General features: G+C 52.1%; 26 protein-coding genes and 1 pseudogene. 14 read left to right on the top strand and 13 right to left on the bottom strand.

Going from position 1 to position 26916, the window contains the following annotated elements:
* The first annotated feature begins 396 nt into the window (after window positions 1-396).
* On the top strand, window positions 397-1293 hold the full coding sequence (locus AC2FJC_RS20125; RefSeq protein WP_282169259.1) for a YegS/Rv2252/BmrU family lipid kinase: 897 nt from the start codon (window positions 397-399) through the stop codon (window positions 1291-1293).
* Window positions 1294-1296: 3 nt separating this feature from the next.
* Here AC2FJC_RS20125 and cls read toward each other — a convergent pair whose 3' ends face one another.
* Complete coding sequence (gene cls / locus AC2FJC_RS20120; RefSeq protein WP_282119854.1) at window positions 1297-2706, bottom strand: cardiolipin synthase; 1410 nt, start codon at window positions 2704-2706, stop codon at window positions 1297-1299.
* Window positions 2707-3248: 542 nt separating this feature from the next.
* Here cls and AC2FJC_RS20115 point away from each other — a divergent pair.
* The gene (locus AC2FJC_RS20115; RefSeq protein WP_282119855.1) at window positions 3249-4136 is read left to right on the top strand and encodes a mechanosensitive ion channel family protein; all 888 of its coding nucleotides are present in this window, start codon (window positions 3249-3251) and stop codon (window positions 4134-4136) included.
* A gap of 35 nt (window positions 4137-4171) precedes the next feature.
* On the opposite strand, the gene AC2FJC_RS20110 is transcribed toward AC2FJC_RS20115, so the two are convergent.
* The 9 genes from AC2FJC_RS20110 to AC2FJC_RS20070 form a co-directional block, all read right to left on the bottom strand.
* A complete protein-coding gene (locus AC2FJC_RS20110; RefSeq protein WP_496741091.1) occupies window positions 4172-5389 on the bottom strand; it encodes an AI-2E family transporter in 1218 nt (405 codons plus the stop codon).
* A gap of 22 nt (window positions 5390-5411) precedes the next feature.
* On the bottom strand, window positions 5412-5651 hold the full coding sequence (locus AC2FJC_RS20105; protein WP_271946087.1) for a hypothetical protein: 240 nt from the start codon (window positions 5649-5651) through the stop codon (window positions 5412-5414).
* A 110-nt stretch (window positions 5652-5761) separates the two neighbouring features.
* Complete coding sequence (locus tag AC2FJC_RS20100; protein WP_496741089.1) at window positions 5762-6619, bottom strand: DUF1269 domain-containing protein; 858 nt, start codon at window positions 6617-6619, stop codon at window positions 5762-5764.
* Window positions 6620-6691: 72 nt separating this feature from the next.
* On the bottom strand, window positions 6692-7477 hold the full coding sequence (locus AC2FJC_RS20095; protein WP_496741087.1) for a hypothetical protein: 786 nt from the start codon (window positions 7475-7477) through the stop codon (window positions 6692-6694).
* Window positions 7474-9192, bottom strand: a complete 1719-nt coding sequence (locus tag AC2FJC_RS20090) for an alkaline phosphatase family protein (RefSeq protein ID WP_496741085.1) — start codon at window positions 9190-9192, stop codon at window positions 7474-7476. Before AC2FJC_RS20090 ends, AC2FJC_RS20095 begins: the two co-directional genes overlap by 4 nt.
* A gap of 71 nt (window positions 9193-9263) precedes the next feature.
* A complete protein-coding gene (locus tag AC2FJC_RS20085; RefSeq protein ID WP_496741083.1) occupies window positions 9264-9860 on the bottom strand; it encodes an HdeD family acid-resistance protein in 597 nt (198 codons plus the stop codon).
* A gap of 65 nt (window positions 9861-9925) precedes the next feature.
* The gene (locus tag AC2FJC_RS20080) at window positions 9926-10279 is read right to left on the bottom strand and encodes a PRC-barrel domain-containing protein (protein WP_271946077.1); all 354 of its coding nucleotides are present in this window, start codon (window positions 10277-10279) and stop codon (window positions 9926-9928) included.
* Window positions 10280-10417: 138 nt separating this feature from the next.
* Window positions 10418-10927 carry a DUF1269 domain-containing protein gene (locus AC2FJC_RS20075; protein ID WP_271946075.1) on the bottom strand — a complete coding sequence of 170 codons (510 nt, stop codon included), beginning with the start codon at window positions 10925-10927 and terminating at the stop codon, window positions 10418-10420.
* Window positions 10928-11082: 155 nt separating this feature from the next.
* Complete coding sequence (locus AC2FJC_RS20070) at window positions 11083-12660, bottom strand: arylsulfatase (protein WP_496741117.1); 1578 nt, start codon at window positions 12658-12660, stop codon at window positions 11083-11085.
* A gap of 273 nt (window positions 12661-12933) precedes the next feature.
* On the opposite strand from AC2FJC_RS20070, the gene AC2FJC_RS20065 reads away from it, so the two are divergent.
* Complete coding sequence (locus AC2FJC_RS20065; RefSeq protein ID WP_496741081.1) at window positions 12934-13923, top strand: AraC family transcriptional regulator; 990 nt, start codon at window positions 12934-12936, stop codon at window positions 13921-13923.
* Between the two features lie 75 nt (window positions 13924-13998).
* Here AC2FJC_RS20065 and AC2FJC_RS20060 read toward each other — a convergent pair.
* Window positions 13999-14706 (bottom strand): annotated as a pseudogene (locus tag AC2FJC_RS20060) (IS6 family transposase).
* Between the two features lie 875 nt (window positions 14707-15581).
* On the opposite strand from AC2FJC_RS20060, the gene AC2FJC_RS20055 reads away from it, so the two are divergent.
* The 4 genes from AC2FJC_RS20055 (at window position 15582) to AC2FJC_RS20040 (ending at window position 18885) form a co-directional block, all read left to right on the top strand.
* Window positions 15582-16244: a hypothetical protein gene (locus AC2FJC_RS20055; protein WP_496741079.1), complete on the top strand. Its 663-nt coding sequence runs from the start codon at window positions 15582-15584 to the stop codon at window positions 16242-16244.
* 184 nt (window positions 16245-16428) lie between these two features.
* The gene (locus tag AC2FJC_RS20050; RefSeq protein ID WP_160116404.1) at window positions 16429-17118 is read left to right on the top strand and encodes a hypothetical protein; all 690 of its coding nucleotides are present in this window, start codon (window positions 16429-16431) and stop codon (window positions 17116-17118) included.
* Window positions 17119-17192: 74 nt separating this feature from the next.
* Window positions 17193-17441 carry a ParB N-terminal domain-containing protein gene (locus tag AC2FJC_RS20045; RefSeq protein WP_496741077.1) on the top strand — a complete coding sequence of 83 codons (249 nt, stop codon included), beginning with the start codon at window positions 17193-17195 and terminating at the stop codon, window positions 17439-17441.
* Window positions 17442-17763: 322 nt separating this feature from the next.
* Window positions 17764-18885, top strand: a complete 1122-nt coding sequence (locus AC2FJC_RS20040; protein ID WP_496741075.1) for a linear amide C-N hydrolase — start codon at window positions 17764-17766, stop codon at window positions 18883-18885.
* 45 nt (window positions 18886-18930) lie between these two features.
* Here AC2FJC_RS20040 and AC2FJC_RS20035 read toward each other — a convergent pair whose 3' ends face one another.
* Together AC2FJC_RS20035 and AC2FJC_RS20030 are read right to left on the bottom strand one after the other, a co-directional pair.
* Complete coding sequence (locus AC2FJC_RS20035) at window positions 18931-19839, bottom strand: alpha/beta hydrolase (protein WP_496741073.1); 909 nt, start codon at window positions 19837-19839, stop codon at window positions 18931-18933.
* Window positions 19840-20165: 326 nt separating this feature from the next.
* Window positions 20166-20840: an SOS response-associated peptidase gene (locus AC2FJC_RS20030; protein WP_496741071.1), complete on the bottom strand. Its 675-nt coding sequence runs from the start codon at window positions 20838-20840 to the stop codon at window positions 20166-20168.
* Window positions 20841-21192: 352 nt separating this feature from the next.
* Here AC2FJC_RS20030 and AC2FJC_RS20025 point away from each other — a divergent pair, with 352 nt between their 5' ends.
* From AC2FJC_RS20025 to AC2FJC_RS19995, 7 genes are all read left to right on the top strand, one after another.
* Window positions 21193-21510: a hypothetical protein gene (locus AC2FJC_RS20025; RefSeq protein WP_496741069.1), complete on the top strand. Its 318-nt coding sequence runs from the start codon at window positions 21193-21195 to the stop codon at window positions 21508-21510.
* 154 nt (window positions 21511-21664) lie between these two features.
* Window positions 21665-22045: a hypothetical protein gene (locus tag AC2FJC_RS20020; RefSeq protein ID WP_496741067.1), complete on the top strand. Its 381-nt coding sequence runs from the start codon at window positions 21665-21667 to the stop codon at window positions 22043-22045.
* A 177-nt stretch (window positions 22046-22222) separates the two neighbouring features.
* Window positions 22223-24181, top strand: a complete 1959-nt coding sequence (gene thrS, locus AC2FJC_RS20015; protein ID WP_496741065.1) for a threonine--tRNA ligase — start codon at window positions 22223-22225, stop codon at window positions 24179-24181.
* A 222-nt stretch (window positions 24182-24403) separates the two neighbouring features.
* Window positions 24404-24706: a BufA1 family periplasmic bufferin-type metallophore gene (locus AC2FJC_RS20010; protein WP_058275886.1), complete on the top strand. Its 303-nt coding sequence runs from the start codon at window positions 24404-24406 to the stop codon at window positions 24704-24706.
* Between the two features lie 70 nt (window positions 24707-24776).
* Window positions 24777-25634, top strand: a complete 858-nt coding sequence (gene bufB / locus AC2FJC_RS20005) for an MNIO family bufferin maturase (RefSeq protein WP_496741063.1) — start codon at window positions 24777-24779, stop codon at window positions 25632-25634.
* Entirely contained in the window at window positions 25631-26392 is a 762-nt protein-coding gene (locus AC2FJC_RS20000; RefSeq protein ID WP_496741061.1) for an HvfC/BufC family peptide modification chaperone, read from the top strand. The genes bufB and AC2FJC_RS20000 overlap by 4 nt, the downstream gene beginning before the upstream one ends.
* Window positions 26389-26916, top strand: a complete 528-nt coding sequence (locus AC2FJC_RS19995) for a DoxX family protein (protein WP_058274133.1) — start codon at window positions 26389-26391, stop codon at window positions 26914-26916. Before AC2FJC_RS20000 ends, AC2FJC_RS19995 begins: the two co-directional genes overlap by 4 nt.

The following is a 26916-nucleotide window of genomic DNA, read 5'->3' as shown; positions in this document are numbered from 1 at the left end:
GGTTTCTGTGGAGTGAAATCCACTGGTTTTATTTGCGCGGCGCTACGGGAGTAGCAATCTTATTGAATTCGGGGCATAATTTGGCATTGAGTTTTTTTGCTCTCAGGAAGCACCGCGTAGACACCGCTCAGGGCCAATGTGAATTACTTGAGTAATATTGGCCTAGTGGGATGGCAAAACATACCGTCGATCACATGTTTGGTCAGATTTGGAGGGCTAAAAACAATGGCAACCAAAGCCGAATTTTGTATGGCAGCAGCATAAGCCAGAGCTGCCACGGACGCACTAAAGAAAATGGCGCGTGATCCTTTAGGTGCGTTTGACCCTGGGTTGGCCACAACGGTTGCCAAGGCAGTGATCAAGAACCTGAATAAATGAGAGGAAAAGGCCGGCTACATGGATTGTAAAACACTCCTCATCCTCAATCGAAAATCTGCGGCCCGACCTGACGTACGTTCGGCTGTCAGACCTCTGGAAAAGGAGCTTGGTCTGGAGATTGCTATCCCATGGTCAGGTAAACAGTTGCGAAAAACGATACACAAGCACTTGGCCAAGGGGGTGACGCGCTTTGTTGCAGGAGGTGGTGACGGGACACTCAACGCGGTTACCAGCGCCCTATTGCGATGCGATGCGGGACCAACCATTGTTTTGGGGCTTATGCCTTTGGGCACTGCTAACGACTTTGCCAGGTCTTATGGTGATGACGGATCGGATCTTTCTGCATCATTGGTGCAGGCCGCAACCGGAAGAGCCCGGTCGATAGATATTGGTTCCATCAACGGTCGCCCATTCGTGAATGTCGCCAGTGGCGGTTTTGGGGCCATGATTACCGCGACAACTCCCAAAGAAGTTAAGAGGCGGCTAGGAGGGTTAGCCTACACCCTTACCGGATTGGCGCGAGTTTCTGAGCTGAAACCAACGCAGGCCATGATTGCTTTGGATGGGTCAGAGCATAACTGGGCGTCGGTTTCTGCGCTGGTAATTGGCAACAATCGCTTCGCCGGTGGTGGGTTCGAAGTAACTCCAGAGGCTGACATGTTCGACGGGTTGCTCGATCTGGGTGTTTTGACCACGGACGAGTGGCCACCTGCAAACCTGTCTTTTGGGCATTTCCCCGACCTGAGTGACCCGATTGCCGGGCTCGTAAAACGTAGCCGTTTCAAACATGCGGTGTTGGAAACAGAAACACCGTTCCACTTAAACCTTGACGGTGAACCGATGGTGGACACGAGGTTCGAAATTTCGGTTCTTCCGGGTAGATTAAGCTTTGCGCTACCTTCAACTGGGTCTTGATCTCTAAAGAATTGGAGCGAACAGGCGGGCAATCGGGGCGCCAATCCGGATATGCGGGGGCTGTTCAGCAAGCAATTTGTCTAGCCTAAACGACCGTTCGAAATCCTTTTCCAGCATCGCGGCCGTAGCCCCGGCGGCGCGTGCATCGAAGAAAACGGCCATTGCTTCAAAATTTAGCCGGAATGAGCGGTTATCCATGTTCGTTGTCCCTATCGCGGCCAAAGTATCATCAACAACCAATACTTTTTGATGCATGAAACCGGAACTATATCTCAAGACCTGTACTCCGGCTTCGCGGATTTCATCAAAAAAGGCAAAAGCGGCAAGCCAAGGAATCTTATGGTCAATGACGTCCGGAACCAGGATGCGGACATCCACCCCTTGCAACGCAGCGTGTTTTAAGGCTGTGAGCACATCGGTATCGGGTACGAAGTACGGCGAAGCGATCCAAATCCGACGTTTGGCATTCGCGATTGCCGTGAAAAAGAACAAGGCACCGGTTTCCATTTCGTCCCCGGGACCGGTTGGGACGATTAATCCGGACATGTTCTCTTCCATGTGACCAGCCTCCCAGTTCATCTCCGAAATCAGGATTTCTTCAGTTGCCCAATGCCAATCCTCTACAAACACCAGTTGCAATTGCGAGGCGATCGGGCCACGGATTTCGACATGTGTGTCGCGCCAATCACCGAATTTTGGATCGCGCCCCATATATTCGTCTCCAACATTCAATCCGCCGGTAAAGCCGACCGTACCGTCGACGATCACCGTCTTGCGGTGATTGCGTAAATTGAGTTGAAATCGGTTTTTAGCTCCGCGCATCTGCGCGGGTTCAACTACTTGTACACCGGCTGAACGGAGATCATTAAGATAGGAGTTTGGAAGTTTAACGCTCCCAACTGGATCGCACATGAACCGAACTGCAACTGCACGTTTTGCTGCGGTGATCAGATGGTCCCGCAGTTTCCGACCCAGATCATCATCATGAACAATATAAAACTGCACCAGAATGTAATCTTGGGCTGCGTCAATAGCGGCAAAGATTGCATCGAACGTTTCCTGCCCGTTTAATAGGATTCGCATGTTGTTGCCCCGGACCACGGGGAGTTCAGATATCCTTTCCAACGCTTCGGACGGAAACTCTGTAGGCACGTCGGGCGCATTGACCTCGCGAAACGTCTTGATTCCGTCAATTACCTCCTCGCTATCGCGGCGCGCAGTTAAGTATCGGTCGAACTTGTGATGCCCCAAAAAAAGGTAAAGCGGAACGCCAAGATACGGGGCAGTAATCAGAAAAACGACCCAACCCACTGCACCCTGAGAGGTTCGCGCCGATGAGATCGCTCTCCATGCAAACCAAATGGCAGTGGCTTCGAGGGCGATCAGGAGCAAGACCAGAATTGTGGACACCATGTGGGCCTCTTTGGTTCACGGTTGCTGAAAGGGCGTTCCAACACCAGGTGGAGATCCACCAGATTAACCGATACTCGCAGGAAAAGATCGCCTAGGGCAAGCGCGTAGAAACGCAGTTCTTGTTGAGCTCGGGTTGCAATTCGATAGAGAATTCTCATTCGTATGCCGCTTTGACAAATTAGGAGCAATTTATCCCGATACTTCAGAAAAAGCTGGAAGATTCTCCCAGAGTTTCCGATGCTGTCCTCCTGCAAACTTCGGGTGTCGTTTGAGAAGTTTACGACCTACATGATCCAAAAGAGAGGCCAGTTCAGCAATTGGAAGAAACTCAATCTCCGTCGATGAGCGCAGTTGTCGAAATGCAGGAACGTTTCAGCCACTGGCAGGCCGAACTAAATCAAAGCAGCGTAATTCTCTCTTTGATCTTTCTCTTGGCCGTTGTCATCGGCAGGCGGCCACTTGCACGATGGCTTATGGCAATGTTTCGGGCACTTCTCAGACGCTTGTCCATTGAACTTTCGGAAAAGGTAGCTGACGAACTGATGCGGACCACATCTGTTTTGATTGTGACCTTTGCTGTTTTTGTGGTTCTGGAAACATTGAATGTTCCAAACATGCCTGGTGACATTTTTAGGCGCGTTATGGCCTCAATCGCTGTGATCGCAGTATTCTCAGGGTGGTACAACCTGAGCGGGTCTTTTGTATCCCTTCTTCAGAGCGACCGGTTTGGAGAAGTCAGGATGGAGGCCGGATGGATGGAGCGCGTTGCCCGTTTTGGCATCTTGCTGTTTGCCATTACGTCACTGCTAGAAGTTTGGAGGGTCGACATCAGCGGTGCGCTGACCGGTGTTGGAGTACTGGGCGCAGGATTGGCTATCGCGACGCAGGACCTGATCCGCAATCTTGTGGCAGGCATGAATAACATGAGTGAAAAGCGTTTCGCTATTGGGGACTCGATCCAAATCGACGGTTCGTTTGTCGGGACAGTCGAATCCATTGACCTGCGTTCCACCCTAATCCGTGGGTTCGATCAGATCCCACGGCATGTTCCGAACTCCGAGTTATCCAACGCAGTTGTCCTAAACTATTCACACCGCCGACATCGAAGGGTCATGCTTAGCATACCGTTGCTTCTAGACAGTACCGAGGCTCAGGTCCTTCAGGTGCGTGATACGTTACGGGAACATTTGTCGGCCTGTGGAGATTTCGAATTGTCTGAGGAGGCACCGAAACATGTCTATGTCGAAGGGTTGTCAGAAAGCGCCGTAACCATCATTTTTTACGCGTGGACGACTACCCCTGAATACGACAATTTCCTCCGTGTGAATGAAAGTCTTTCGCTCAAAATCCTTGAGACGGTGCGCGCGGCAGGAACAGAACTGGCCTATCCAACACAATCGATCAATCTGCGCGGGTCAGCAATTCCGTGACCTCCTGATGATACCGATCAGTATTTCCCAAGCGTCTAGCTCCGGTTATCTAAGTTTTGCTCAAATTCCTGACGGATTGCTTCTGTTTCGGTATCTAGTTCGGATTTGGATACCGTCAGCTTAGATTTTCGACGTGCAGCTTCAGAGGCTTCGCCCTGTGCTACTTCCCTTACTGGATTGTCTTTTTGACTACCGTCGAACAAGTTACCATCGCCCGACATCAATATTGCGAGTGACTTCGTCGATGGGATGTTGGCTAACACGATCATAGTACAGACGGTAATCGGCACGCTTAGTAGAGCCCCGGGGATACCCCAGATTGCGGTCCAGAACGTCAGTGCGAGGATGACCATCAAAGGCGACAAGTTTAGTGATTTTCCGGTTAGCGAGGGTTCCAGAATATTCCCGATGATGAACTGAACCGCCCCACAGCCCACCAAAATAATTAGAAAAGGCGTGTTAGTATCAAACTGCACAAGAGCAACGAGCGAGGGCAACGCTACCCCGATGATTGAACCAATCGTTGGAATGAAGTTCAGTACGAATGCCAGGATGGCCCAGGTTTCGGCAAAATCCAATCCCACGGGCTTCATGATCGCGTAGCTACCGACACCCGTTAGGAAACTAACGAGTGTTTTGATTCCTACATATCGCTGCACGCTTTCTGAAATGCGTGTCAGCACGCGGTGTAAGTTTTGTGCGGATTCCGCATCTGGCGCTGCCAGTGCGACTTTCAACCTCATGGGCCCCTGTTCCAGCATCATGAAAGGAATATAAAGAAGGATCAGAAAGAAGGCGCTCAAAAAGCTTCCGGCTGAACCGATTGCTCCGCCAGCGAAGCCGGTAAAGTCCATCTCTAAGATCGCTTGTTGCGCTGCCTGATAGTTCTTGTCTCCAACAAGAGTGACCACTCGGGCCAAGATTTCAGAGAATCTTGCTTCATATCTAGGCAACGCATCGGCAACCGCGCCCGCTTGACTGGTCAGAATTGATAGTAATCCGAGCAATCCCAACACTAAAAGAGCAGCGCTAATGACATGGGCCAGCCATCTGGGGATCCGTGTCCCGAGAATTTCAACCTGACAAAACCTGTCGACTGCGGAAGTCAGAAGAATGAAAATCAAGGATGCAATCGACAATGGAACTAGAACATCAGCCGCCAGGACCAGTCCTGCGATAGTAAAAAAGGCGATCACGACAACACGGTGCCAAAACGCCAGACTAAAAACGAGTGTTTGCTGTTGATCTGGCACCGGCTGGGCTACTTCCTGTCTATTACCCTACGGATTTACGAACCTTGTCATATACGGCTTTCATTTTCAAACCAAGTTCCCGCGCAGCTTCGCCGACTTCATCCGCCGACTGATTAAATTGTGATGTAGACAGGAACCTATCCCACTCCGAAACAAGTGAATCCCACTCGTCTTCCGCCTCCATTGTTCCAAGGTTCAACTGAAGTTTAATTTCATCTCTCTTTTGTTGTAGCTCGGCCATCATGGCCTTTAGATCTGGCATTTCTTTCACCTTTTGTAACACGTAATTGCCGAGAGACGGCTCTCCGGTTTATCTGCACTGCCAATATTAAACGGTGCCGGTTGGATGTTTAAACATCTTACTAAAAAGAATTAGGTCAACGCTTCTTTGGCCAGTGACATTGACGCATCTAGCTTGGCCTTTCGTTCTTTGTAGTCTGCCTGAATTTCAGCTTTACGCTTTTCAAACTTGTTCCTTGTATTTTCTTTGGCCACCGCAATTTGCTCGTCAATCGCCTCGAGCCTTGCAGCTGTTTGGCTGTTCAGTTCGGTGATACGTTGCGAGATTTTTTCTTTGGCTATACTTGCCTTTGCCTTGGTTGCGTCGATTTTGTCGTGGATTGCTTGTTTGGTTTCTTCGTTAGATTGCTTCCACTCGTCTTTTAGCTCTGCAATTTCCCGATTAAGTTCCGCCATTTCAGCAGCGTATTGTTCATCGATTGCATCGGCGCGTGGCTTGCGGAAAACCACTCCTCCAGCCTCGGTCATTTTGACATCCAATGGCGATGTCCAAACTTCGTCAACCGAGGCCACCAAGCAAGATTTACCAGGAATAAGTTCGATGCTGATTTCGTCAAGCATCGTAGAATCTATTCCCGCAACCCAAAGATCTCTGTAGACACCAAACAAACCACCTGTCATCGATCCGACAGCCATTCCTGAGGCGGCCACTGATGCTGCTGCGGCAGATCCGGCGACTGCAGCTCCGGATGCGACTGCCACCGGGCCGGCCAAAACACCAACCATTCCGCCGAGAACGAGGCCCAGTGCCGTTCCCAAAGGCCCTTCATCTTCCACCTTCTTAACTTCAACTTTGCCTTCGAGATCTTTCCCAATGACGGCAGCGGCATACACCGCGAGATCTCCTTGGATATGTAGCGCGCGCAGTGCGGTTTCACCCTTGAATGCAGCAGCATCATCCTCGAAAACGACGGCAATAAACTTTTCCATGTTGGTACTCCTGATGGTTGATTTTAGGCGGGAATTTCTTAGTGGACAGGAACTTTTCTAAACACTAAATGCTCATTGAAACTGCATGTTAAGTGCCGCGTAAATTTGCCATTTGGGCAGGCCGATTCCTTTGTCAAAAACCGAGTACTGCGGTTCGACAAAAAAGTTGTAAACGGTATTGCCGCGTTTGGTGACCTTGCCTAGGCGAATGCCCAATGGGACAGAATAGCTGTCATTAACAAAATTGTAGGTCCAGATCGGGGCGCCGCCCGTGTAGTACCCATTGCCCAGTTGGTAAAAAACAAAGGGTTGAAAGGCACCCAAATTGGCACGTTGGCGCCCATTTGTATCCCCAACGCCTCCACGCCATGTCAGAAGATATCCATACTGAAAGACAGGCGAAGTTGCATTGAAATAAACGTTGGCTAACCCAAGCTGCCATTGATCGGCTCCCAAGCGGTCGTCGGAGGCTGTTGGCACGACCACTTGCGGACCAAGCGCAAAACTAATTCCGGGGTTACCCGTATTAAACTGATAGGCCGCAAAAACATCAAAATCTCCGACGCCACTCAAAGTTTGGCCATCTGTTCCCACCGGTAACGAGTTAAATGGCAACGAGGCTCGGATCAGCCAATTGGAGCTGCCTAAAGTGACCGGCTTTGCATAGCGCAGAACAAATTGATTTCCGGTCGCATTATCTGGTCCTGTAAAGTCACCGATATAATAGTTTTGGATATTGAACGCTGTGATATCAGCCAGAGGATTGTTGGCTTGCGCTGCATCAGATTGCGCATAGGCCGGAGTGCTGGCGACGCACAAAACGGAAAATTGAGCTAAGCGCTTAAAGAAGGATTTCATGGGGCTCCCTTTGTCTCGGGCATCGCTTCTGGCAAAGGTACACCCACCGCTCCGGAAGGCGGCTTAGTGCCCAGAAGAGACGCAATCGTAGGCGCGACATCCACAGTTTCGACGCGTCGTGCGACGGTTTGTGGAACAATATTTGAACCTGTAATAATCAGGGGAACGTGTGTGTCGTATGTCCAGGGAGAGCCATGAGCAGACGCAACGTGCAACCCGTCAAAATCAGCCACAAACCAATGCGGTTCGAACACCACATAGATATCTCCCGACCGATCTGGATTAAAGTTAGCCAAGACGGCATCGCTAATCTTAGTTTTTGCAAACGATCCGCGTCGCAAATCTGAACTCCCAACCGCATAGGCAATGCCGGGGAGCTTTTGAAGTTCCTCAGCAACAGCTCGCTCGACGACCAAAGGATCCAAAGAGCGTTTGGAAATAAGATCTTGGTCCAAATAGACGTAGGGGTTGGAAAAGTTCTGAACCAGATCAGCGGATTCACCAAAATCCATTTGAAGACGCACAAATCCTGGTTCTGTATCGACGCGTTCAAAGCTGAACAAACCAGCTTCAATGCCTAGAGTCGCCAGAAACTCCGGGTGTTCCGGTGCGCCGTGATCTGCCGACAAAACGATCAATGTGTTTTCTAGACCAACTACGGCATCCACATGTGTTAATAGGTCAGCGATTTGCCTGTCGAGATGCGCGAAATTGTCTTCGGCTTCTAGGCTTGAAGGGCCGAACAAATGGCCGACATAGTCTGTAGATGACAAGCTGACCGACAGATAATCAGTAACGTCATCTTGCCCCAGTTTTTCTGCATCCAACAGGGCTTTGGCAAAATCTACTGTTATTTCATCCCCAGCCGGGCTGAGGGTTAAGAGCGTTGTGAAGTATTTCCCTTCTGCCGCTCCCCAGTTATGCGGAAATGTCCGGCCAAACCCCTGTATATCGGTTTCCCACGGTTGGTCGTCGCGGTCTGCAAAGGCATACTTCCCGACGTCTCCCAGAAGAGTCCAAGATCGATTGGCATATGATGCGACAAGGCCCTTTGAGTTCCAATCCTCAATCCAACCGGGGTAGGCGTCGCGATAGAACGTGCTTGTAACAAACCGGCCTTCTGACTTTGAGAACCAGTAAGCGTCACCAGCGTGACCTGCCATTGCAATTGCACCGCGATCCTTGACCGACACACCAAACACTTTTGAAGTCGGCCCAAAGTGCAGGCCAATTTCATCGGAGATAGTTGAACTGATGATATTGCGGGGAGATCGACCGTCAGTTGTGGCTGCTCGTTGGGTCGGATCGATTTCGTTCTCCGCATCGACTCCGGAAGCCCCCACCAAAGGATAGTCCGGATCCTGCACGTTATAGAAAGGCTTGCCAGTTTTTCGATCAAACCACAGGTTGGCTACCATACCATGGATAGCAGGGTCCGTGCCGGTTGCGAGCGTCGTGTGCCCGACAATTGTTTCAGTGTTGGCATGGCGGTGATGAGCATTTGTAAAATTGACGCCATGATCCAACAAATAGCGAAAGCCGCCCTCTCCTATGTGGATACTGAATCTGTCGATTAGGTCTCCACGCAACTGATCAACAGTAATTTGAAGAACCAGTCGAGGCTTGACTTGAGCGCTTGAGACAGACGGAACGACCAAGCTGACTCCAACAACCAACCATTTGATTAGCAGGGGAAAAGTTTTTGGTTCGATCACGTATTTCGTCCTTTTTGTAACAGTAGAATCAGTGTCTACCCAACGTTTGCCACAGTTTTGGGTCGTTTTTTTCAGACCGCGACCGACACGTCGTTCCTTAGGCCACGGGCAAAGCGGATATATCCTGCGCCCTCACCGATCAGCGATACGCCTGCAACGATCCCCAACAGCATCACGCTCACTTCGGGGTACTTCGCCAACAGATATCCCGATGTCAGTACGGACACACAACCAACGGAAATGACCCAGCCAGAACCTTGATCCGGTCGCGCCATCACGCCCACTGCAATCCGCACCAAGCCATTCACAAAAATTGCAACAATCAAGACCAACGTAAGCGCCATGAGCCCTTCAAGAGGGCGAAATATCAGCAACAACCCGGCAATCAGATTGAAGCCCCCCAAGATGGAATAGATGAGCCTTGCATTCCAGCCATCTTTGGTGGTGAAAACCTGCACTAGCACCACGAAGCCACCTACAGCGAAAACAAATCCCACAGCAAATTCAATGGCCAATGATACCAAAAAAGGTGCAAAAATTGCGAATACACCCCCGATAGCCAACACAATCCCGAGTCCAAGAAACCAGCCCCAGTATTTTTGCAGATCGTTGTCTGAGTTTCCCATACTCATTGTATCTTTCCCTTGGTCGATTGCATTTTCAAACACTGGCGACTGCTTTTGCGTTTAGGCGCCCTCAAGCAGGTCAAAGCCTGTCGAGTGCGACCTTCCGTTTAGTTTCGAGCGTAGTGAAAGCGCGGCAGGCTTTTCAGATTTTCCTTGGTCGCATTGGGCAAAACCAGATCGCCATCCGCGTTTATCTCGAAGGCGACCGCTGGCAGCGCGATCAACTTTTCACCGATGTTCAGGAAGCCGGCGACGTTGACGATCACAAAGGTCGTATCACCATCCGGCAAGACGAGCGCATCATGGACATATCCCACAAAGTCGCCACCAGCATTGTAAACATCACCGCGTAAAAGCTCGACTACGCTCCAACCGGAAGCGACTAAGGCGACATCAAGATTGTTGTACTCGACAACAACACCGCCAGCCACATGAGGTGTGGACTGTGCGAGCGCATACATTGGGTCTCCAATTGCGAAAGCACACAAGAGAGCCGTTGTTCTCAGAACTTTTTTCATATTACTGATCCCGTCTCGACAATGTGAAAATTGAATTCAGGTCGCCGGGTGATCAAGCAGCCCGCCCCCAAAACAAACTGGTCAGTTTCCGGACAAAGCGGCACGAAGCTCTTTTTCATCACTGACAGACAATGATGTCTCGATAACCTCGCCCTTCATGCCCTCCAATTCGCCCAACAACTTCGTAGGTCGGTTTGACCACCCGATAACGGCCAGAGCCGATGAGTCAGGGCCCATCTTTGAGCCGACGCGAGCTGCCAATGCGTCCTCTTCGTCTGCTTGATCCAGCATTCCTGCAAGTGTCCCAGAGCCAGCACCAACAGCCGAACCTGCAATAAACCCGGCAGCAGGGTTACCGACCATGGCACCGATCAAAGTGCCGGTCAGTGCTCCAAGAGAAGTGCCTCCGACGAAACCCGTTGCTGTAAGAGTATCGGAATTCCGGGTCCGCACTACGCCGTTCTTATCGCGGGTCATTACCACGACCTCGTCGAGATCGACTTCCCAATCCAGGCTCATTTTTTGCAGACGCAAAAGTGCTTCGTCTGCTGTATGACGGCCCTCGAAGACAATAATGACCAAATCACTCATCGTTTCTCTCCCTAGTTGAAAATTGTTTTTTGCAGCGCAGTGACACACAAAAGAATGTACGTCCTGACGCTATCCCGTGACGATGTTTCATCTCTGAACTCCATGCGCGGTTCTCTCCCAACACCGCGCATGAATTAAGTTTAGCAAGCTCGAAACTACTTACTTCCGTTATTTGCCGCCATCAGTTCCATGACCTGATCAATTGAAAAGCTGGCTGGCTTCTGACGCGGTGGGAACTCCTGGAATGTAGCCAGGAACTGGCCTACATACTTTTGTGCGGGCACCAGGAAATAGATCCGATCAATCATCCAGTCGTAGTAAGTATTGGATGTTAGATGCGCCTGTTCGAATGGATCACGCCGCAGGTTGGTGATCAAAGGGACGCGAAGTGGGGTCCAAGGTTCGATCCACGCACGCAATGTCGAAACAGCTTTTTGCTCAAGGAAAATCAGTTTCCAATCGTCATAGCGCAAGGCTGTTAATTCTCCGGTATCCGCGAAATAGAAAATCTCATGTCGCGGGCCGTTTTTTGTTTCACCAGTAAGAACGGGCAAGAAGTTGTAGCCATCTAGATGCACTTTATATTCGCGACCAATGGCTTGAACGCCACCTGCTTTCAAATCTTCCTTGATGGTCTCATTGCCCGCTGCTGCCAACAACGTCGGCAACCAATCCATGTGGTGCATGATTTCGTTTGAAACAGAGTCAGGTTCTATTTTCCCAGGCCAACGCACGAGCGAGGGTACCCGCCATCCACCTTCCCAGTTGGTGTTCTTTTCACTGTAGAACGGGTTGGTGCCAGCATCTGGCCATGTATTCTTGTGGGGGCCATTATCAGTCGAATAATGAACAATGGTGTTGTCAGCAATGCCCAGTTCGTCAAGCACATCCAATAGCTGACCGACGTGCATGTCATGTTCGACCATGCCATCGCCATACTCATCTTGTCCCGAGATCCCGAACAATTCGTCTTTCACATGTGTACGGAAGTGCATCCGTGTGCCGTTCCACCAAACGTAGAAAGGTTTGCCTTGTTCGTGCGCATTTTTGATAAAGTCGACGGCAGCTGCAACGGTTTCATCGTCGACTGTCTCCATCCGTTTTTTGGTCAATGGTCCCGTGTCTTCAACAAGCCCATCAGCCGAAGACTTGATAACGCCACGAGGGCCAAATGCCTCGCGGAAGGTCTGGCCGTCCGCCAAAACCGCGTCGCCGGGATAGTCGCGATTTTCTGGCTCTTCTTCCGCATTCAAATGGTACAGGTTTCCGAAAAACTCATCAAAACCATGGTTTGTGGGAAGCATGCTGTCCTGATCACCAAGGTGATTTTTCCCAAACTGACCGGTCATGTATCCTAAAGGCTTCAGAAGGCCCGCAATCGTGGGATCTTCTTCCTTCATACCCAAGTCTGCGCCCGGGAGGCCTACCTTGGACAAGCCGGTTCTATAGACAGACTGTCCCATAATGTAAGAAGCCCGACCAGCTGTACAGGACTGCTCCCCATAGTAGTCGGTGAACATCATGCCTTCATCAGCAACCCGGTCGATATTGGGCGTTTCGTAGCCCATTAATCCCCTAGTGTAAGCGGATATGTTGGATTGCCCAATATCGTCTCCCCAAATCACTAGAATGTTTGGTTTGTCTTGTGCAGAAACTGGTGTGCCAACCACGAGGACAGCGACCGACAAAGCACCCAATATCGCTGACTTTGTTATGCCCAAATTATGTTTCATGTGCTCTCCTGAAAAATTCGAAACCAACGCATCAATCGACAGACTGGTGACATCGCGATCAAAGTTCATTCCCACGATGACCCCATTGGTTAGCGGTGTTTGCCCTTCAATCTGTCGGCAAATACGAATCAAGGCTGCAAGAGCAACATTTATATTCACGAAAAACGTGTGTTAGCCTGCCAACGACAGGAAGCATTCATGTATAAGAAGTTATATGAGGAGATTCGCTAAACTCGCCGAAGCACATAATGAATCACTGTCCGAGCACAGTGTATGAGTGAAAAGGTCAACGAATTCACGATTAGAGCGGGCTCATTCCATGGTCCAATCTCCTTGCTTACTGACAACGCTCGGATGTTTCAAAAAACGCTGCATTCTTTCAACCTGCCAACGGAGCCAGAGGAGATTGTTGACGTTTCCAACTACCTAAAGGGCATGAAGGAAATAACTCGGTTCGCTGGCGATGATGATTTCTTTGCCCGAGCAGGCTATGTTCAGAAAGTGGAAGATTTGGGCGTTTTTGGTCGCGCAATCGTTTCCGCTGATACCTTGTGGGACGCTTTGCAGATCGCCAAGTCTGCGCTGTTGTACTATCAGAGCGATTCAGAGTTAGTAATCAGAACCTACAAAAAGCGTTGCCATATCTGGTATTTCAATCCTTTTGAAGCTTTTGAAGGCGCCAAAGATGTTCAATACACAATAACTCTATTGGCCAACGTTGTCTGCCTTGCAAACAATCGCACCGATCCGGACATTGATGTTTCCTACCCTAATGGCTGTTCGACGCACGTTCTGTTCAACTCCGCTATCAGTCGCGTTAGGGCTTCCACCCAAGGGTACATTTCGTTCGACGAAGAAGCACTCAAGTCGCAGATGTCCAAAATGGATGCACTGAGAGCCGAAGTGTTTTCGCGCTATTTGGCCGATGAATCCATAAAGGCTTGCGAAAAACCACTGACGAAGGACATTGTCGCCGGCCTAGTTCGTGCTTCATTCGGAGTTGCGCCATGGTCTCTAGTCAACACCTGTGGAGCACTGCAATTACACGAGCGGACGCTTCAACTTCGTTTGAAGTCTGAAGGAACTTCTTTTCGTGCAATCGTTCAGACTGAGCGGCACCTTGCATCAAAGCGCCTCCTAGTGGCTGGAAAAGACATAGTTGAAACTGCCGAAATACTTGGCTTCGAGCATCGGCAGAGTTTTTCAGAGGCATTCTCAAGGTGGGAAGGCCTTTCTCCGTCGGCCTTCACAAGTAGGGTTTAGGTACTGTCAGACGAATTCGAACGGTGCTGTCAGACCAATTCGAACCAGTCTCTGTTTACCCCTAAATGCCGGAACTTATGCTGAACAAAGTTGTCGCCACTCGGAGAGAGCAGCGGCGCGGTTGAGCTTGAAATTGTCTCTGCTGTAGAGGGCGCGTTCCTGATTGAAATGGTTGTGGACGGAAGAATGAACTGCGGCGAACTTCTGCAAACATCGCATTTGCCTGAAGCGGAGCATCGCACGTTCTCGTCGTCGAAATGGCAGATGGGAATTCTCGGCCCGATTGTTCAGCCAGCGGCCGGTCTCTTGCCGACTACCGTTCCCGACAACTCTCATCGCCGCACCATTAGACCGCAGTTTGTCCGTCACGATGGATTCAGGTTGACCTTAGCGTTTCATTGATTTTCTGAGGAATTTCAACGCAGCTTTGCGGTCACGGCGCTTGGTCACATAACTTTCCAGCACCTCGCCTTCGTGATCCACAGCCCGCCATAGGTAGTGCGTCTCGCCATTGATCTTCACGAAGACCTCGTCCAGATGCCACTGCCAGTTCGAATAAGATCGCATCCGATTGACCCTGTTTCTGCGGATCTCTGCCGCGAATATCGGGCCAAATCTGTTCCACCAATAACGCACAGTTTCGTGGCTGATCTCGATGCCGCGCTCGTGCAAAAGATCTTCAACATTGCGAAGCGAAAGCGGAAACCGAACATACATCATGACGGCCAGACAAATGATCTCGGGGCTCGTCTTGAAGTAGCGAAAAGGGCTGCGTTTTGTCATCCTGCGACGCTAAGTGCTCGCCCTGCCCGCCTCAATAAGTTTCTTCTGACAGTGCCGTTATTGTCTCCGAGGTCGGTCGGACTGTTGACATAGTCAATCCAGGAAGCGGTATTTTCTCTGACGAGATTTCCGACAAACCAGCCGAAAGACCCTTTTTAATCGCAATGTTATGCGTGCTTCGGTAAAGCGAGCTGCAAACGAAGAAACCTGGTCCCACTTCAGACGGCGGACTAGGTCCGTCCGCGGAAATTTGCAAATTTTGCTTTTTTGCGCCTAGCAGCATTTGTCGTTTAGGGCGGAAAGCAGGCTTTCGCTGCCGAGCCTATCAAAGGCTGCTAGGCGGACTTTTCGGACATCCGCTTTTTCGCTCCGGAAGGCCGCAGCCAGACCAAATCAGACATGGCTGCAAGGTTGCTAGACGACGATGGCTGACTTTCATATTAGGGCACCCAACGAACAGAGAGGGCGCTAAGCCGTCGCTCGCCACTTCTACAGCCTAGGCATCAATCTGCGCATGCTTTTGCGCATAATGTGGACTTAGCGACAAAGGATACTTCCTTGACTCTATGCCTGATAAGAACCACAAGAATGTGTTGGAGAAATTTATTCGTCGTCGCAATGCTGCCGACTTCGATGATCCAACCGCCTTCCTAAAACCTGTAGCATGTGCCCCAGCTTAGGAACGGGTTCCGCTAGGGTGCTCGGAACGAACTCGTTACTCGCAAACTTTTGCAATTGTTTCCTGATATTTGTCAGACGGCGAACGACACATGAAAGCAGGCGGTACATGAACAATATATGGCTCATCAACAGCGTGTCTGATGCCCGATAGGTCCGGCCCCAGACACCACACTAACCAGACTTCAATCATATATATGCGCGATATTTCGTGTTTGATCTTGACATTAATCGTGTTGATTTCGGGAACGAAGCTCTCAGCTCAGTTAGCGCCTGAAAACACATATTTGACAGGCAGTTCCTATGGACGTGGCTGGGAATGCAATCACGGATTCCAGCGTATTGGGGATATTTGTGAGGAAATAGCAATTCCTGAAAATGCCTTCCTCGCGTCAACGGGAGATCGGTGGACCTGCAATCGATTGTTTCGACGTATTGGTGAAGAGTGTGAGGAAGTAATTGCACCGGAAAACGGGTTCGTTGATACCCGATTTGGTGTGCAAGAAATACATTGCAACTGGGGATTTCGCAAAGAGGGCCGGAACTGTGTTGCTATCGAAGTCCCTCTGAACGGTCGCCTGACCGAAAAGAACAGCGGAGATGGTTGGGTATGCCTGAGAGGTTTCATTGCTTCAGAAAGTGGCTGCGAACCTGTAGCCATTCCTGATCACGCATACCTCACATCTGACCCCTATGCCGGATGGAAATGCGAGCGTGGTTTCCGCACAATCAAAGGCAAATGCATGGCAATCATCGTCCCATCAAACGCTCATATAAACCGACGAGGCGATAGTTGGGAATGCAATCAACCCTTCAATCGCCAGAACGACAAATGCGTTGAAAAACTGTCGCGACATTAGGCTGTTGTAAGCCACCGCCGCCACGAAAGAGCCGGAAGGATCAAACTGTGACTCTAGATTCGATTGACGAAAAACTGGGCAAAAAGCTCAAAGCCGAAAGGGCTCGCCGCCTAACTTACGGAATCAAATTATTTATCGCGTCAGTGGTGCTCGTAGCGGCGGTTGTTGTGGTGGTGTTCCTCTGATGCGCAATAGAGCCCCTCAAGTCAGTCTTCAAAACGCAAAAGCGTCAGTTCTTGGTCGGGAACAGCGAGAATTTCAGGACCGAAGTGTTCGAAAATCGCGAAATGCTGACGTATCTGGAGTTATTGAAGAAGAGTTCGGAAGGTACTTAATAAAAGCGGGTATTTTGAGCGGCAACAGCGTTGCGCGGGCGTTCCCCAAGCCACCCGCCAAGACACAAGCCATGATTGCCGACGCTATTGGTGAGACTCCGGCAATGGCTATTGAGGCGTTGAAAGAAATTCTTGAAGAACGTGATAAGAAGCGCTGTGATCAACGTCGTTTGGAAGGAAATTCTGGCACGCTTGTTCCCAGCGAACGGGAATACACAGAAGCCTTGCGCCAAGTCAGGTTTACACCGGCTCAGATCACTATGCTCAGAGCACTCTCAATCGCTGGGAAGAAAGGCCTGACTGTTGGTCAACTATCTCAGGCTGCTGGTTACAAATCGCGCGAGACATCCATCAAGGCCTTCAAAAAAGCAGGGCTGTTGATCGCGGAGTATCTGGACCTCGATCTTCCCGAAACCGTATCGGAACAGAATGATAGTGCTGCACAAATCGTGGCCCTCTCTCATATCGAAAGTGACGATAAGCCAGCGACTTGGATCATGCATGAGGAACTGCACTATGCCGTTCGTTCGGTACTTTGATGTACGTACCAGCGCGCGCTTTCAAAGGGAAACCCGAACGGGACCAAATGCACGAAAGGTTGCACGGGTAGCTTATGCTGGTGAAAAGACCATACCCGCTCGAATTGATCTACGTACCTGTAAAGCGTGCAAAAACACTTGATCAAAACAAAGTTCTGACGCTTGCCAAGGATATATTGAAGAACGGCCAGAGTACTCCGATCCAATTGCGCGCCGACAACAAGAGGCTCGGGCTGATCGAAGGTCTCCACCGATTGGAGGCCATTCGCGCCCTCGGTGGTGACACAATTGAAGCCTACCTAGTACGTGCCAGGCTACACTGACAGTTCTTTGGAACCGGCAGCCTCCCGGCCCAAACCATCCGTGTGCGGTTGCAGCAATCCAATGTCTACTGAACGGCGGCTAAGGGCTCAAAACAGTCATTCGCTGCAGCTTGCGTGAATGTCCGCTCTGCGGACGAAGCCGTCATTGTCACCAGCAGGTATCAAATGCTCCAGCGATTACATTCCAAACGAATTTGCTGCAAACCAAGGTCCATCGCAGCTGTCTGATGCAAGCTGGTTTTCGCTATGCCGCCGGACGTTGTCGCATTAGCATCACTCATGTAGAAATGTTATTCTTGGCTCAAAAGCTTAGGAGTGAGAAATGAATTTGATCGACGCTTTGAAGGCTACAGGTCGAGCGTGCATTGCGCTTGTTGCATCCGTTTCCATCGCGTGGGGATGCACGGGTATCATGCTTTCAGGAGCGGACGGCAGCATCATTCGTGCACGCACGGCAGAATGGGGTCCTTTCGACCTTGAAACCAAAATCAACATCATCCCAAGAGAGTTCACCTACAATGCTGGAGCGATGCCGGATGGTGCACAGGGTGCGACTTGGACAGGGCGCTTTGGCATGGTTGGCATCAGTATGCTTGACCACGGAGCGCCAGCAGATGGGATCAACGAAGCTGGTCTTACAGCAGGGCTTTTCTACTTACCAGGATATACAGAGTATCAAGAATACCTGCCCGAACTTGCGGACAATACTATACCCGGTGACCTGCTGGCTTCATACGTACTATCTCAATTTGAAACTGTCGAAGAAGCGCAAACCGGGCTGGAAAATGTGCGTGTCGTTGGCGTCGTGGATGAGACACTGGGCTTTCCATTCCCCTTTCATATGCTCGTGGCGGACCGTTTTGGCGGGCGGATCGTCGTCGAATACATCGATGGTGAACTTACCGTCTTTGATGCGCCGCTTGGCGTGATTACCAATTCACCGAACTACGATTGGCACATGACCAACCTCAACAACTATGTGAACCTTTCCGCCCTTGGTTTGCCGGAAGTCGAAGCAAGTGGCGTCACTTTTGCACCGCTGGGCGCAGGTAGCGGCATGATTGGTCTTCCAGGAGATTTCACACCCCCGTCACGATTTGTAAGGGCGGTTGCCTTCTCGCAAACTGCACGTGAGACTACCGGCGGCTACGACACTGTGCGCGAAGCGTTTCGTATCCTCGATAACTTCAACATCCCTGCTGATGCGGCCGAGGGTGCTCAAGATGATGTTCAATCAAACGATTTACTCTACAGCGCCACGCAGATCACGACCGCAAGCGATAGTCAGAACCTCGTTTACTACTATCACACCATGTATGACCGCACCGTTCACATGGTTGACATGAAGCAGATTGATTTCGCAGGCATGGGCGAAGAAATGATCGTGTTTGAAACGAGTGGAGACCGCGAACCAACCATTGTGGACATGACGCCAAACAACTAAGCGGCCAGATTAGGCAACCCTCTCTCGTAGCTACTAAGCTACGCGCTAAGACCCTTTGCCGATAACGCGTTCGAGGAACTCGGCAATCCGACCTTCCACAGACTTGCTCACCGCGTCGGAACCTAAACTGGCTGCTCCAGCAGGATAGAAATGGCCAAAGCCCGGCACCCATGCGAACTCGTAATCCACGCCAACTTTTTTGTAGTAAGCGATGAGCTGTGGAACGGAAGACAATGCGCCTGCGAGATCATACTGTCCCATGAACATGAGTATCGGTGGTCTATTGGACGAGGCAGTAACCGCCTTGTTCACGTCAAATCCGGCATCTGTTCCAGACAAGAGAAAGACGCCTGAGACAGGAACGCCCATGCCGTGCGCTACATTCCAAGATGTTACTGCACCCGCTGAAAATCCGCCGAGCGCGATACGGTTTGGATCGATCTCGTATCGGTCCGCCAACTCGCGGATATGAAGCACCGCTTTACGCAAGTCTTCGGCAGCAGAGATGACACCGTCAACCATTGTCTTCTCTTGTTCGGGGATGCTGAAATCTAGCGGCGGAAGGTCCATAGTCTCCCGAATATAGTTGGCCTGAGGCAGAAGCGGCAACAGACTGTCGGGTTTGATCCAGTCTGTTTGATAACCTTCCGCTGACGGCACAGGACCTTCGGGTGTTAGCCGATAGTCGATTGCAAAGCACGTGTAGCCCCGCGCGGCGAACCGACGGCAGTAGTTGCCCATGGAGGTATCTTGAGCACCACCGGATTGAAACGTAAGCCTTGGACTGCCGCGATGGAATGCTCCACCAAAGGTGAGAATTACGGCCGGCCGCGGCGTGGCTGCAGTTTCGGTCGGATGATAGACATCCATCCATAAATCCCGCGATACCGCTTTACCTTCTATTGTCACAAGTCCCTCTCCATAAACCACGCCTGCTTCAAGCGAATAGGTCACCGGGGCTGCCTCCTGAGCTTCAAGAGGGATGGCCATCAAAGCATCTGAAAGGAACAACGCGGCTACAACGCTAAATCTGGATGTTCTGAGCATAAGCAATTGGTACCTCGCCGAAGTGTCGATAATGGCTCCAAACGAAAGCGATCGAACGATCGCTCGGTTATCGATTTTCAGCGTAACTCTTTGACTGTGAGAAGCTCAACCCTCAGGCCGATTTGACGTCAGCTTTGGGCTCGGTGCAGACATCTGACAAAAACTGTCGGATGTCCAAGGCGAGATGGTAAGCGGACATTCATTGACGTGAACTCTCTCCAACACCGTGCCGTTCAAAGACTAGTGTCAGACTTTTCTCCTACGCCCGATCTGACGATTTCCATCTCATCTGAGTCATAAGGCTTTAGCAGTTCAAAGGCTTGCGCTGCGCTGCCATCCAACCAGACCTCATAGTCACTAGGATGGAGTATGACTGGCATTCTCTGCGGATGTATCGGACGCACAATGTCATTCGCCGAGGTGGTTATCACTGTGTACGCAGGAACCTCTTCTGGGCCCTCTTTGCCTTCGTATCGCGATACTTGCCACATCCCGGCAAACGCAAATGGTGGGCGAGCCCCGGAGCCCTTGAGCGCGAACCAGTGGTATGTGGCTGGATTGCGCCCTTGCGCCTCGCAGAACGAACTTGCAGGTACGAGACAACGGTGCTCTTCGAAGCTGTTCTTCCACAGCCCGCTCTTCAGGACCTTGTCGTCCCGCGCATTGTTCCAGGCATGAGGTTGCAGGATGGCGCCAGTCTTTTTTGATTTCTTGGTCGTTCGAAACCCCCAGGACAGAGACACGAGTTCACGCGCCCCGTCTTCGTCTTTCATGACGATGGGCGCCATGTGCTTTGGGTAGATTGCTGGAAGCGGTTCCGCATTTCCGAGCCTGTCTTTTTCTACAGCGACGTCGAATAGCTGCCGCATAGCATCTGCCGGGGTCGTATTCGAATAGAGGTTACACATCAGTCTGCCTCACTTACCCCAGCCTCTCGGAAAAATAGGTGGCGAACAACAGTTCAGCCCACGATGCCGGAAGCCACGGCTACGCTAATCTTGAATGCATTTGTACAGCATCCCCAGGAAATTTGAGAGAGAGACAAAAATGCGGGCACCTGTACGACCTTGCCTGGTGCATCTATCGAATGCGCAAATGATCGCAATTTGGCATCCATTATGCTATATAAAATAGATACTTATCACTTGTCGCCTTCACTTTCTGAGAACAGAGGAGTCCACTGTGCCAACACCTCTCTTTAAGCCTGGTCATTCCGGTAATCCGGGTGGGCGACCCAAGCTGGACCCCGAGACAAGAAAGTTGATCCAGTCGAACGGCGAGATCGCTGTGAAACGCATGAACGATCTTTTGTCGATGGACGAACTCTTCAATCGCCGAGATGAGAACGGTGAATTTGTAGCAGGAAAACTTTCGGGAAAAGAACAAATTGCCTTGCTGGCCTTAGCTCAGGACCGAGCATTTGGACGCGCTGATGGCGTTAGCATCACCCATACCCACAGCGGAACTGTAGGCATGAGCGTCAATCCAACACAGCGGCTCAAAGAGATCAGCGACCGCCTTCCAGAGAGATTGGCTCAACAGAAGGTGATTGAGGCAAAACTGAATGACGCCGAGTAGTCTCCAACCATCACGTAGCTATTGCCAGGTTTAGAGGTTTGGGTTTGTGCCTACAGGCCATGCGCCCGCGCACGTAAGCTCCCCCGATTTGACGACCTTGCATAACATCTGATAGCTACTGCCCCCCTTTCCAAAAAATTAGGGGGACCTGCAGATGTGGGTAGCATTCTCGACGCCCGAGGGTTCAGGCTTTTTCTCAGCTGTAGCAAAGGATGAGGACGGCAAGACCAGCGGGCCGCACATGGGGTCTCGCGTCTGTCTGCGGTTCCGCCGCGCTCAGGACGCCGAACTTCTGCGCGATTATGGTATGGACGGCGAGGTGATCGAAACACCGGACGGCAACTATCGTTTCCGGGCGTTCATCCCACACAACCACCTCGTGACCGTGCTGATGAACTTGGGCAATCACATGTCCTACCCCAATTTCAAGAACAGCATTCCCGAGGATGACATACTACTAGCAAACGCCTGCCACGAGGCATGGGCAGTGTTCGGCGACTTACAGGAGGGCGGGCCATACGGTGCAGGTCAGTGATTGCACCGCCCTGACAATCGCTATATGAGACGCCTCGTGGCTTTATTGTCGCCAAAAGCCACAAAACAGTGACGAGTGACGCCGAAACGTCCAGAAAAATTACTGTTTTCAGAACCTTAAATGGCGATACCCGCAACCGGGCGTTCAGTGGGCGCCAAACCGACGAGGAGAGCCGATATGGCCCTAGACTCACAGTCAGTCTCTCTTACTTTTCCCGACGGCAATTCCCGATCCTTTGACGCAGGCGTGACGCCCGCGCAGGTGGCTGCCGACATCTCGACCTCACTGGCCAAAAAGGCCATCTCGGCCACCGTGAACGGCCAGCACTGGGACCTGCAGTGGCCCATCGAATCTGACGCGCAGATCGCCATCCACACCATGAAGGATGAAGAGCAGGCCAACGAGCTGATCCGCCACGATCTGGCGCATGTGATGGCGCGTGCAGTGCAGGAAATCTGGCCTGCTACCAAGGTCACCATCGGCCCCGTGATTGACAATGGCTGGTACTACGATTTCGACCGGGAAGAACCGTTCACGCCCGAAGATCTCGGCCTCATCGAGAAAAAGATGAAGGAGATCATCAATAAGCGCGATCCCGTCACCACCGAAATCTGGGACCGTCAGCGCGCAATCGAATTCTACAAGGCCAATAACGAGCCATATAAAGTCGAGCTGATCGAAGCCATTCCGGGTGACGAACCGCTTCGCATGTACTGGCACGGCCACTGGCAGGACCTCTGCCGTGGCCCGCACTTGCAGCACACCGGCCAACTGCCGGGCGACGCCTTCAAGCTGATGAGCATTGCTGGCGCCTATTGGCGTGGCGACAGCGACCGCGCGATGCTGCAGCGCATTTACGGCGTGGCCTTCACCGGCAAGGAAAAGCTGAAAGCGCACCTGCACATGCTGGAAGAGGCCGCCAAACGTGACCACCGCAAGCTGGGTCGCGAGATGAACCTGTTCCACATGCAGGAAGAGGCACCGGGTCAGATTTTCTGGCACCCGAATGGATGGAAAATCTATACCACCCTGCAGGACTATATGCGCCGGATGCAGGAACGAGACGGCTATGTCGAGGTGAACACCCCTCAAGTTGTCGACCGCAAGCTATGGGAAGCTTCGGGCCACTGGGACAAATACCAGGAGAACATGTTCATCGTCGAAGTGGACGAGGAGCACGCCCGCGAAAAGGCGATCAATGCGCTGAAACCGATGAACTGCCCGTGCCACGTGCAGGTGTTCAATCAGGGCCTGAAGTCCTATCGCGACCTGCCTCTACGCATGGCCGAGTTTGGATCCTGCGCGCGGTATGAACCCTCGGGCGCTTTGCATGGGATCATGCGGGTCCGCGGTTTCACGCAGGACGATGGCCATATCTTCTGCGCCGAGGAACAGATCGAATCTGAGACCGCCAAGTTTATCGCGTTCCTGTCCAAGGTCTATTCCGACTTAGGGTTCCATGACTGGACCATCAAACTGTCGACTCGCCCGGAAAAGCGGATCGGATCAGACGAAAGCTGGGATCTGGTCGAAAAGGCGCTGGGTGATGCCTGTAAGGCAGCGGGCTATGACTATGAAGTCCTAGAAGGCGAAGGCGCGTTTTATGGCCCCAAGCTGGAATTCACTCTGACCGACGCGATCGGCCGGACATGGCAGTGCGGCACCCTGCAAGTTGATCCCAACTTGCCCGAACGTCTGGATGCCAACTTTATCGGAGCCGATGGCGCAAAGCATCGTCCGTTCATGCTGCACCGGGCGACACTGGGCTCGTTCGAACGCTTCATCGGCATCTTGATCGAAGAACACGCCGGCAAGCTTCCGTTCTGGTTGGCGCCACGTCAGGTCGTGGTCGCCTCGATCACATCCGAGGCGGATGACTATGTTCAGGAAGTTGTCGAAACGCTCAGGGCCGCTGGCGTGCGGGCCGAGGCGGATATTCGCAACGAAAAGATCAACTACAAGGTCCGGGAGCACTCGGTCGGCAAGGTGCCGATCATTCTGGCCGTCGGTCACCGCGAAGTTGACGAGCGTACGGTAAGTGTGCGCCGCCTTGGCGAAAAACAGACACAGGTTCAATCGCTTGAGGCTGTAACAAAAGAGTTGTCTTTGGCGGCTACCCCGCCCGACCTTCTGTAACATTCGGCGATAATTTGCACGAAATCCGGCCTCGAATTAGAGGCCGGATTGAAACATTTTCCATTTTTCATTTCAAAAACAGTTTGTTAACCTTCAAGAGGTCATTACGCTCTTTGACGGGGTTGTGAGACACGGGCTCGTGAATTCACCTGCCCCGATTTAGCTACTACCTTTGTCATTGTCACAAGAAGACATACGCAGTCATCAAAAGGGATTACCGAGATGTCGAACACCGCAAAAACCCTGGTTATCGCAAGCGCAGTTGCAGCAGCCGTATCTGGCGTAGCCACAACCGCCTCCGCACAAGCCAAAGAAAAATGCTATGGCGTTTCGCTGGCCGGTCAGAACGACTGTGCCGCTGGCCCCGGCACCACCTGCGCGGGCACCTCGACCGTTGACTATCAGGGCAATGCCTGGACTCTGGTCGACGCTGGAACCTGCGCCGATATCGAACTGCCCAAGTCGGCAGACGGTGCAGCGCGCGAAGGTTCGCTGGAACCGCTGGAGCGCGACCTGCCGGCATAAGCCCAAGCATCTGAGAATCGGAGGGGCGGGCCCTATCGCCCGCCTCTTTTCGTGACCGGAGGATTTGCACATGCTGGATAGTTCACTTCGATCGAACAGGCTGCCCGCGGCACCGGGGGTCGGGTATAAACCCCAGCATTACGACCAGATTCTGGACCATGCGCATCCGGTCAGCTGGCTTGAGATCCATGCCGAAAACTACATGGGTGATGGCGGCAGGCCGCTGGCTCAATTGCGCCACCTCTCTGAAAAATTCCCCATTTCCGTACACGGCGTCGGCCTCTCGATCGGTGGAGAAGGCCCCTTGGATCCCGATCATCTGGCGCGCCTGAAACACTTGGTGGGGTGGCTGAATCCGGCCAGCTTTTCCGAGCATCTGGCCTGGTCGACCCATGACAGTCATTTCCTGAACGATCTTCTGCCCCTGCCCTACACGGACGAAACGCTGGAGCAAATCTGCGCACATATAGACCAGGTTCAGGAAACCGTGGGGCGGCAAATGCTACTGGAAAACCCGTCCAGCTATTTGGCTTTTGAAGAAAGTACATGGTCCGAGCCTGACTTCCTGCGGGAAATCGCACGTCGAACAGGATGTGGTCTTTTGCTGGATGTGAACAATGTCTTCGTGTCGGCCACCAACCTGGACTTCTCGCCGCAGGGCTACATCGACGCCTACCCGCTGGACAACGTCCACGAGATACACCTTGGCGGTCATGACGAAGACGAAGACGATCATGGTCGTCCCTTGCTGATCGACAGCCACGGTCGCGAAGTCGTTGATCCCGTGTGGACGTTGCTGGATTTCGTGTTGGACCGTTCCGGTCCGAAACCCGTACTGATCGAATGGGATACGGACGTACCCGACTGGTCCGTTCTTCGGGCCGAAGCAGATCGGGCGCAGGCGGCACTGGACCGCATCCCAGCATGAGCGTTTCGCAAACCACGTTCCGCGTAGCCCTGCTTGACCCGTCGGCGGCCGTTCCGGACGGTTTGTGGGATGCCACAGAACGCCCTGCCGGGCGGCGGTTCAGCGTTTACCGCAACAACGTGGCTGTCTCGCTGACCGAAGCGATGCATCAAGCCTTTCCCGTGATCGCACGGCTGCTGGGGTCTCAGAACATGGATGGGCTTGCCGGGCTTTTCCTGCGCAAACACCCCCCGTCTTCACCGCTGATGATGTTCTATGGTGAGGAATTTCCGGAGTTCCTCGCCGGGATGGAGCAGTTGTCGCACCTTGGCTACCTTGCCGACGTCGCGCGTCTGGAACTGGCGCTGCGCCGGTCCTACCATTCTGCTGACAGCCAACCTGCACCGCCTGATGCGCTGGCCATTCCACCGGAAGAGATCGTCCTGGCAAAACTGGAATTTGCGCCATCCATGAAGGTTCTTCGGTCAGATTGGCCGCTGTTTTCGATCTGGCGCTTCAATTCAGAAGACGGTGCACCAAAACCTGCACCCGGGTCCGAAGATATCCTGATCACCCGGCCCGAGTTCGACCCGGCCCCGCATTTGCTGCCCAAAGGCGGAGCGGACTGGATCGCGCACGTTCAGGCCGGACTTACCATTGGCGAGGCATTTGAACAAACCTCTGCCGAATTCCCCGAATTTGACCTTGGGGCCATTCTGGCGCTGCTTTTGCAGGGCGGCGCGATTACTTCTGTGTCTATCGAAAGGCTGGCAACATGACTGCCCTGATCTCTTTTCACAATAATACCCTGGGACGGCTGGAAATGACCTCTGGCTGGCTCACGCCAACACTGGCCCGGGTGGTTTTTGCCGCGACGCTGCTTGTCTACTATTGGAACTCAGCAACCACCAAACTTGGCAGTGGCATTTTGGGTTTCCTGTTCCCGTCTGACGGTGCATACGTCCAGATTTTTCCCAAAGCAATGGAAGCCGTCAGCTATGACAGTTCACAACTTGGCTTTTCTTATTGGGTGATCGCAGTAGCCGGCACCTGGGCTGAGTTCCTGCTGCCAGCCTTGATTCTGGTCGGCCTTCTGTCCCGGCTGGCGGCCTTGGGTATGATCGGATTTGTCTGGGTTCAGACAATTGTCGACGTCACCGGGCATGGCGCAGCGCTTGGAAGCTTTTTCACCGCCGCACCAAATGTGCTGGACCAGCGGACGCTCTGGACTTTCGTGCTGCTCGTTATCGTGATCAACGGCGCAGGCCCCTTGTCTGTCGACCGGGCTCTGCACGTGAAATGA

The sequence above is a fragment of the Ruegeria sp. CDSB117 genome, assembly GCF_059611005.1.
This window is presented reverse-complemented; position numbering and strand designations above follow the sequence as displayed.

Excerpts from the sequence above, each read along its gene's own strand:
- thrS (WP_496741065.1), top strand. The coding sequence starts at position 22,223 with ATGGCCCTAGACTCACAGTCAGTCTCTCTTACTTTTCCCGACGGCAAT.
- AC2FJC_RS20100 (WP_496741089.1), bottom strand. The coding sequence starts at position 6,619 with ATGGAAAAGTTTATTGCCGTCGTTTTCGAGGATGATGCTGCTGCATTC.
- AC2FJC_RS20115 (WP_282119855.1), top strand. The coding sequence starts at position 3,249 with ATGCGGACCACATCTGTTTTGATTGTGACCTTTGCTGTTTTTGTGGTT.
- bufB (WP_496741063.1), top strand. The coding sequence starts at position 24,777 with ATGCTGGATAGTTCACTTCGATCGAACAGGCTGCCCGCGGCACCGGGG.
- AC2FJC_RS20045 (WP_496741077.1), top strand. The coding sequence starts at position 17,193 with ATGCTGGTGAAAAGACCATACCCGCTCGAATTGATCTACGTACCTGTA.
- AC2FJC_RS20080 (WP_271946077.1), bottom strand. The coding sequence starts at position 10,279 with ATGTATGCGCTCGCACAGTCCACACCTCATGTGGCTGGCGGTGTTGTT.
- AC2FJC_RS20070 (WP_496741117.1), bottom strand. The coding sequence starts at position 12,660 with ATGAAACATAATTTGGGCATAACAAAGTCAGCGATATTGGGTGCTTTG.
- AC2FJC_RS20125 (WP_282169259.1), top strand. The coding sequence starts at position 397 with ATGGATTGTAAAACACTCCTCATCCTCAATCGAAAATCTGCGGCCCGA.
- AC2FJC_RS20075 (WP_271946075.1), bottom strand. The coding sequence starts at position 10,927 with ATGAGTGATTTGGTCATTATTGTCTTCGAGGGCCGTCATACAGCAGAC.
- AC2FJC_RS20010 (WP_058275886.1), top strand. The coding sequence starts at position 24,404 with ATGTCGAACACCGCAAAAACCCTGGTTATCGCAAGCGCAGTTGCAGCA.
- AC2FJC_RS20030 (WP_496741071.1), bottom strand. The coding sequence starts at position 20,840 with ATGTGTAACCTCTATTCGAATACGACCCCGGCAGATGCTATGCGGCAG.
- AC2FJC_RS19995 (WP_058274133.1), top strand. The coding sequence starts at position 26,389 with ATGACTGCCCTGATCTCTTTTCACAATAATACCCTGGGACGGCTGGAA.
- AC2FJC_RS20105 (WP_271946087.1), bottom strand. The coding sequence starts at position 5,651 with ATGCCAGATCTAAAGGCCATGATGGCCGAGCTACAACAAAAGAGAGAT.
- AC2FJC_RS20095 (WP_496741087.1), bottom strand. The coding sequence starts at position 7,477 with ATGAAATCCTTCTTTAAGCGCTTAGCTCAATTTTCCGTTTTGTGCGTC.
- AC2FJC_RS20000 (WP_496741061.1), top strand. The coding sequence starts at position 25,631 with ATGAGCGTTTCGCAAACCACGTTCCGCGTAGCCCTGCTTGACCCGTCG.
- AC2FJC_RS20065 (WP_496741081.1), top strand. The coding sequence starts at position 12,934 with ATGAGTGAAAAGGTCAACGAATTCACGATTAGAGCGGGCTCATTCCAT.
- cls (WP_282119854.1), bottom strand. The coding sequence starts at position 2,706 with ATGGTGTCCACAATTCTGGTCTTGCTCCTGATCGCCCTCGAAGCCACT.
- AC2FJC_RS20055 (WP_496741079.1), top strand. The coding sequence starts at position 15,582 with ATGCGCGATATTTCGTGTTTGATCTTGACATTAATCGTGTTGATTTCG.
- AC2FJC_RS20050 (WP_160116404.1), top strand. The coding sequence starts at position 16,429 with ATGCGCAATAGAGCCCCTCAAGTCAGTCTTCAAAACGCAAAAGCGTCA.
- AC2FJC_RS20020 (WP_496741067.1), top strand. The coding sequence starts at position 21,665 with ATGTGGGTAGCATTCTCGACGCCCGAGGGTTCAGGCTTTTTCTCAGCT.
- AC2FJC_RS20040 (WP_496741075.1), top strand. The coding sequence starts at position 17,764 with ATGAATTTGATCGACGCTTTGAAGGCTACAGGTCGAGCGTGCATTGCG.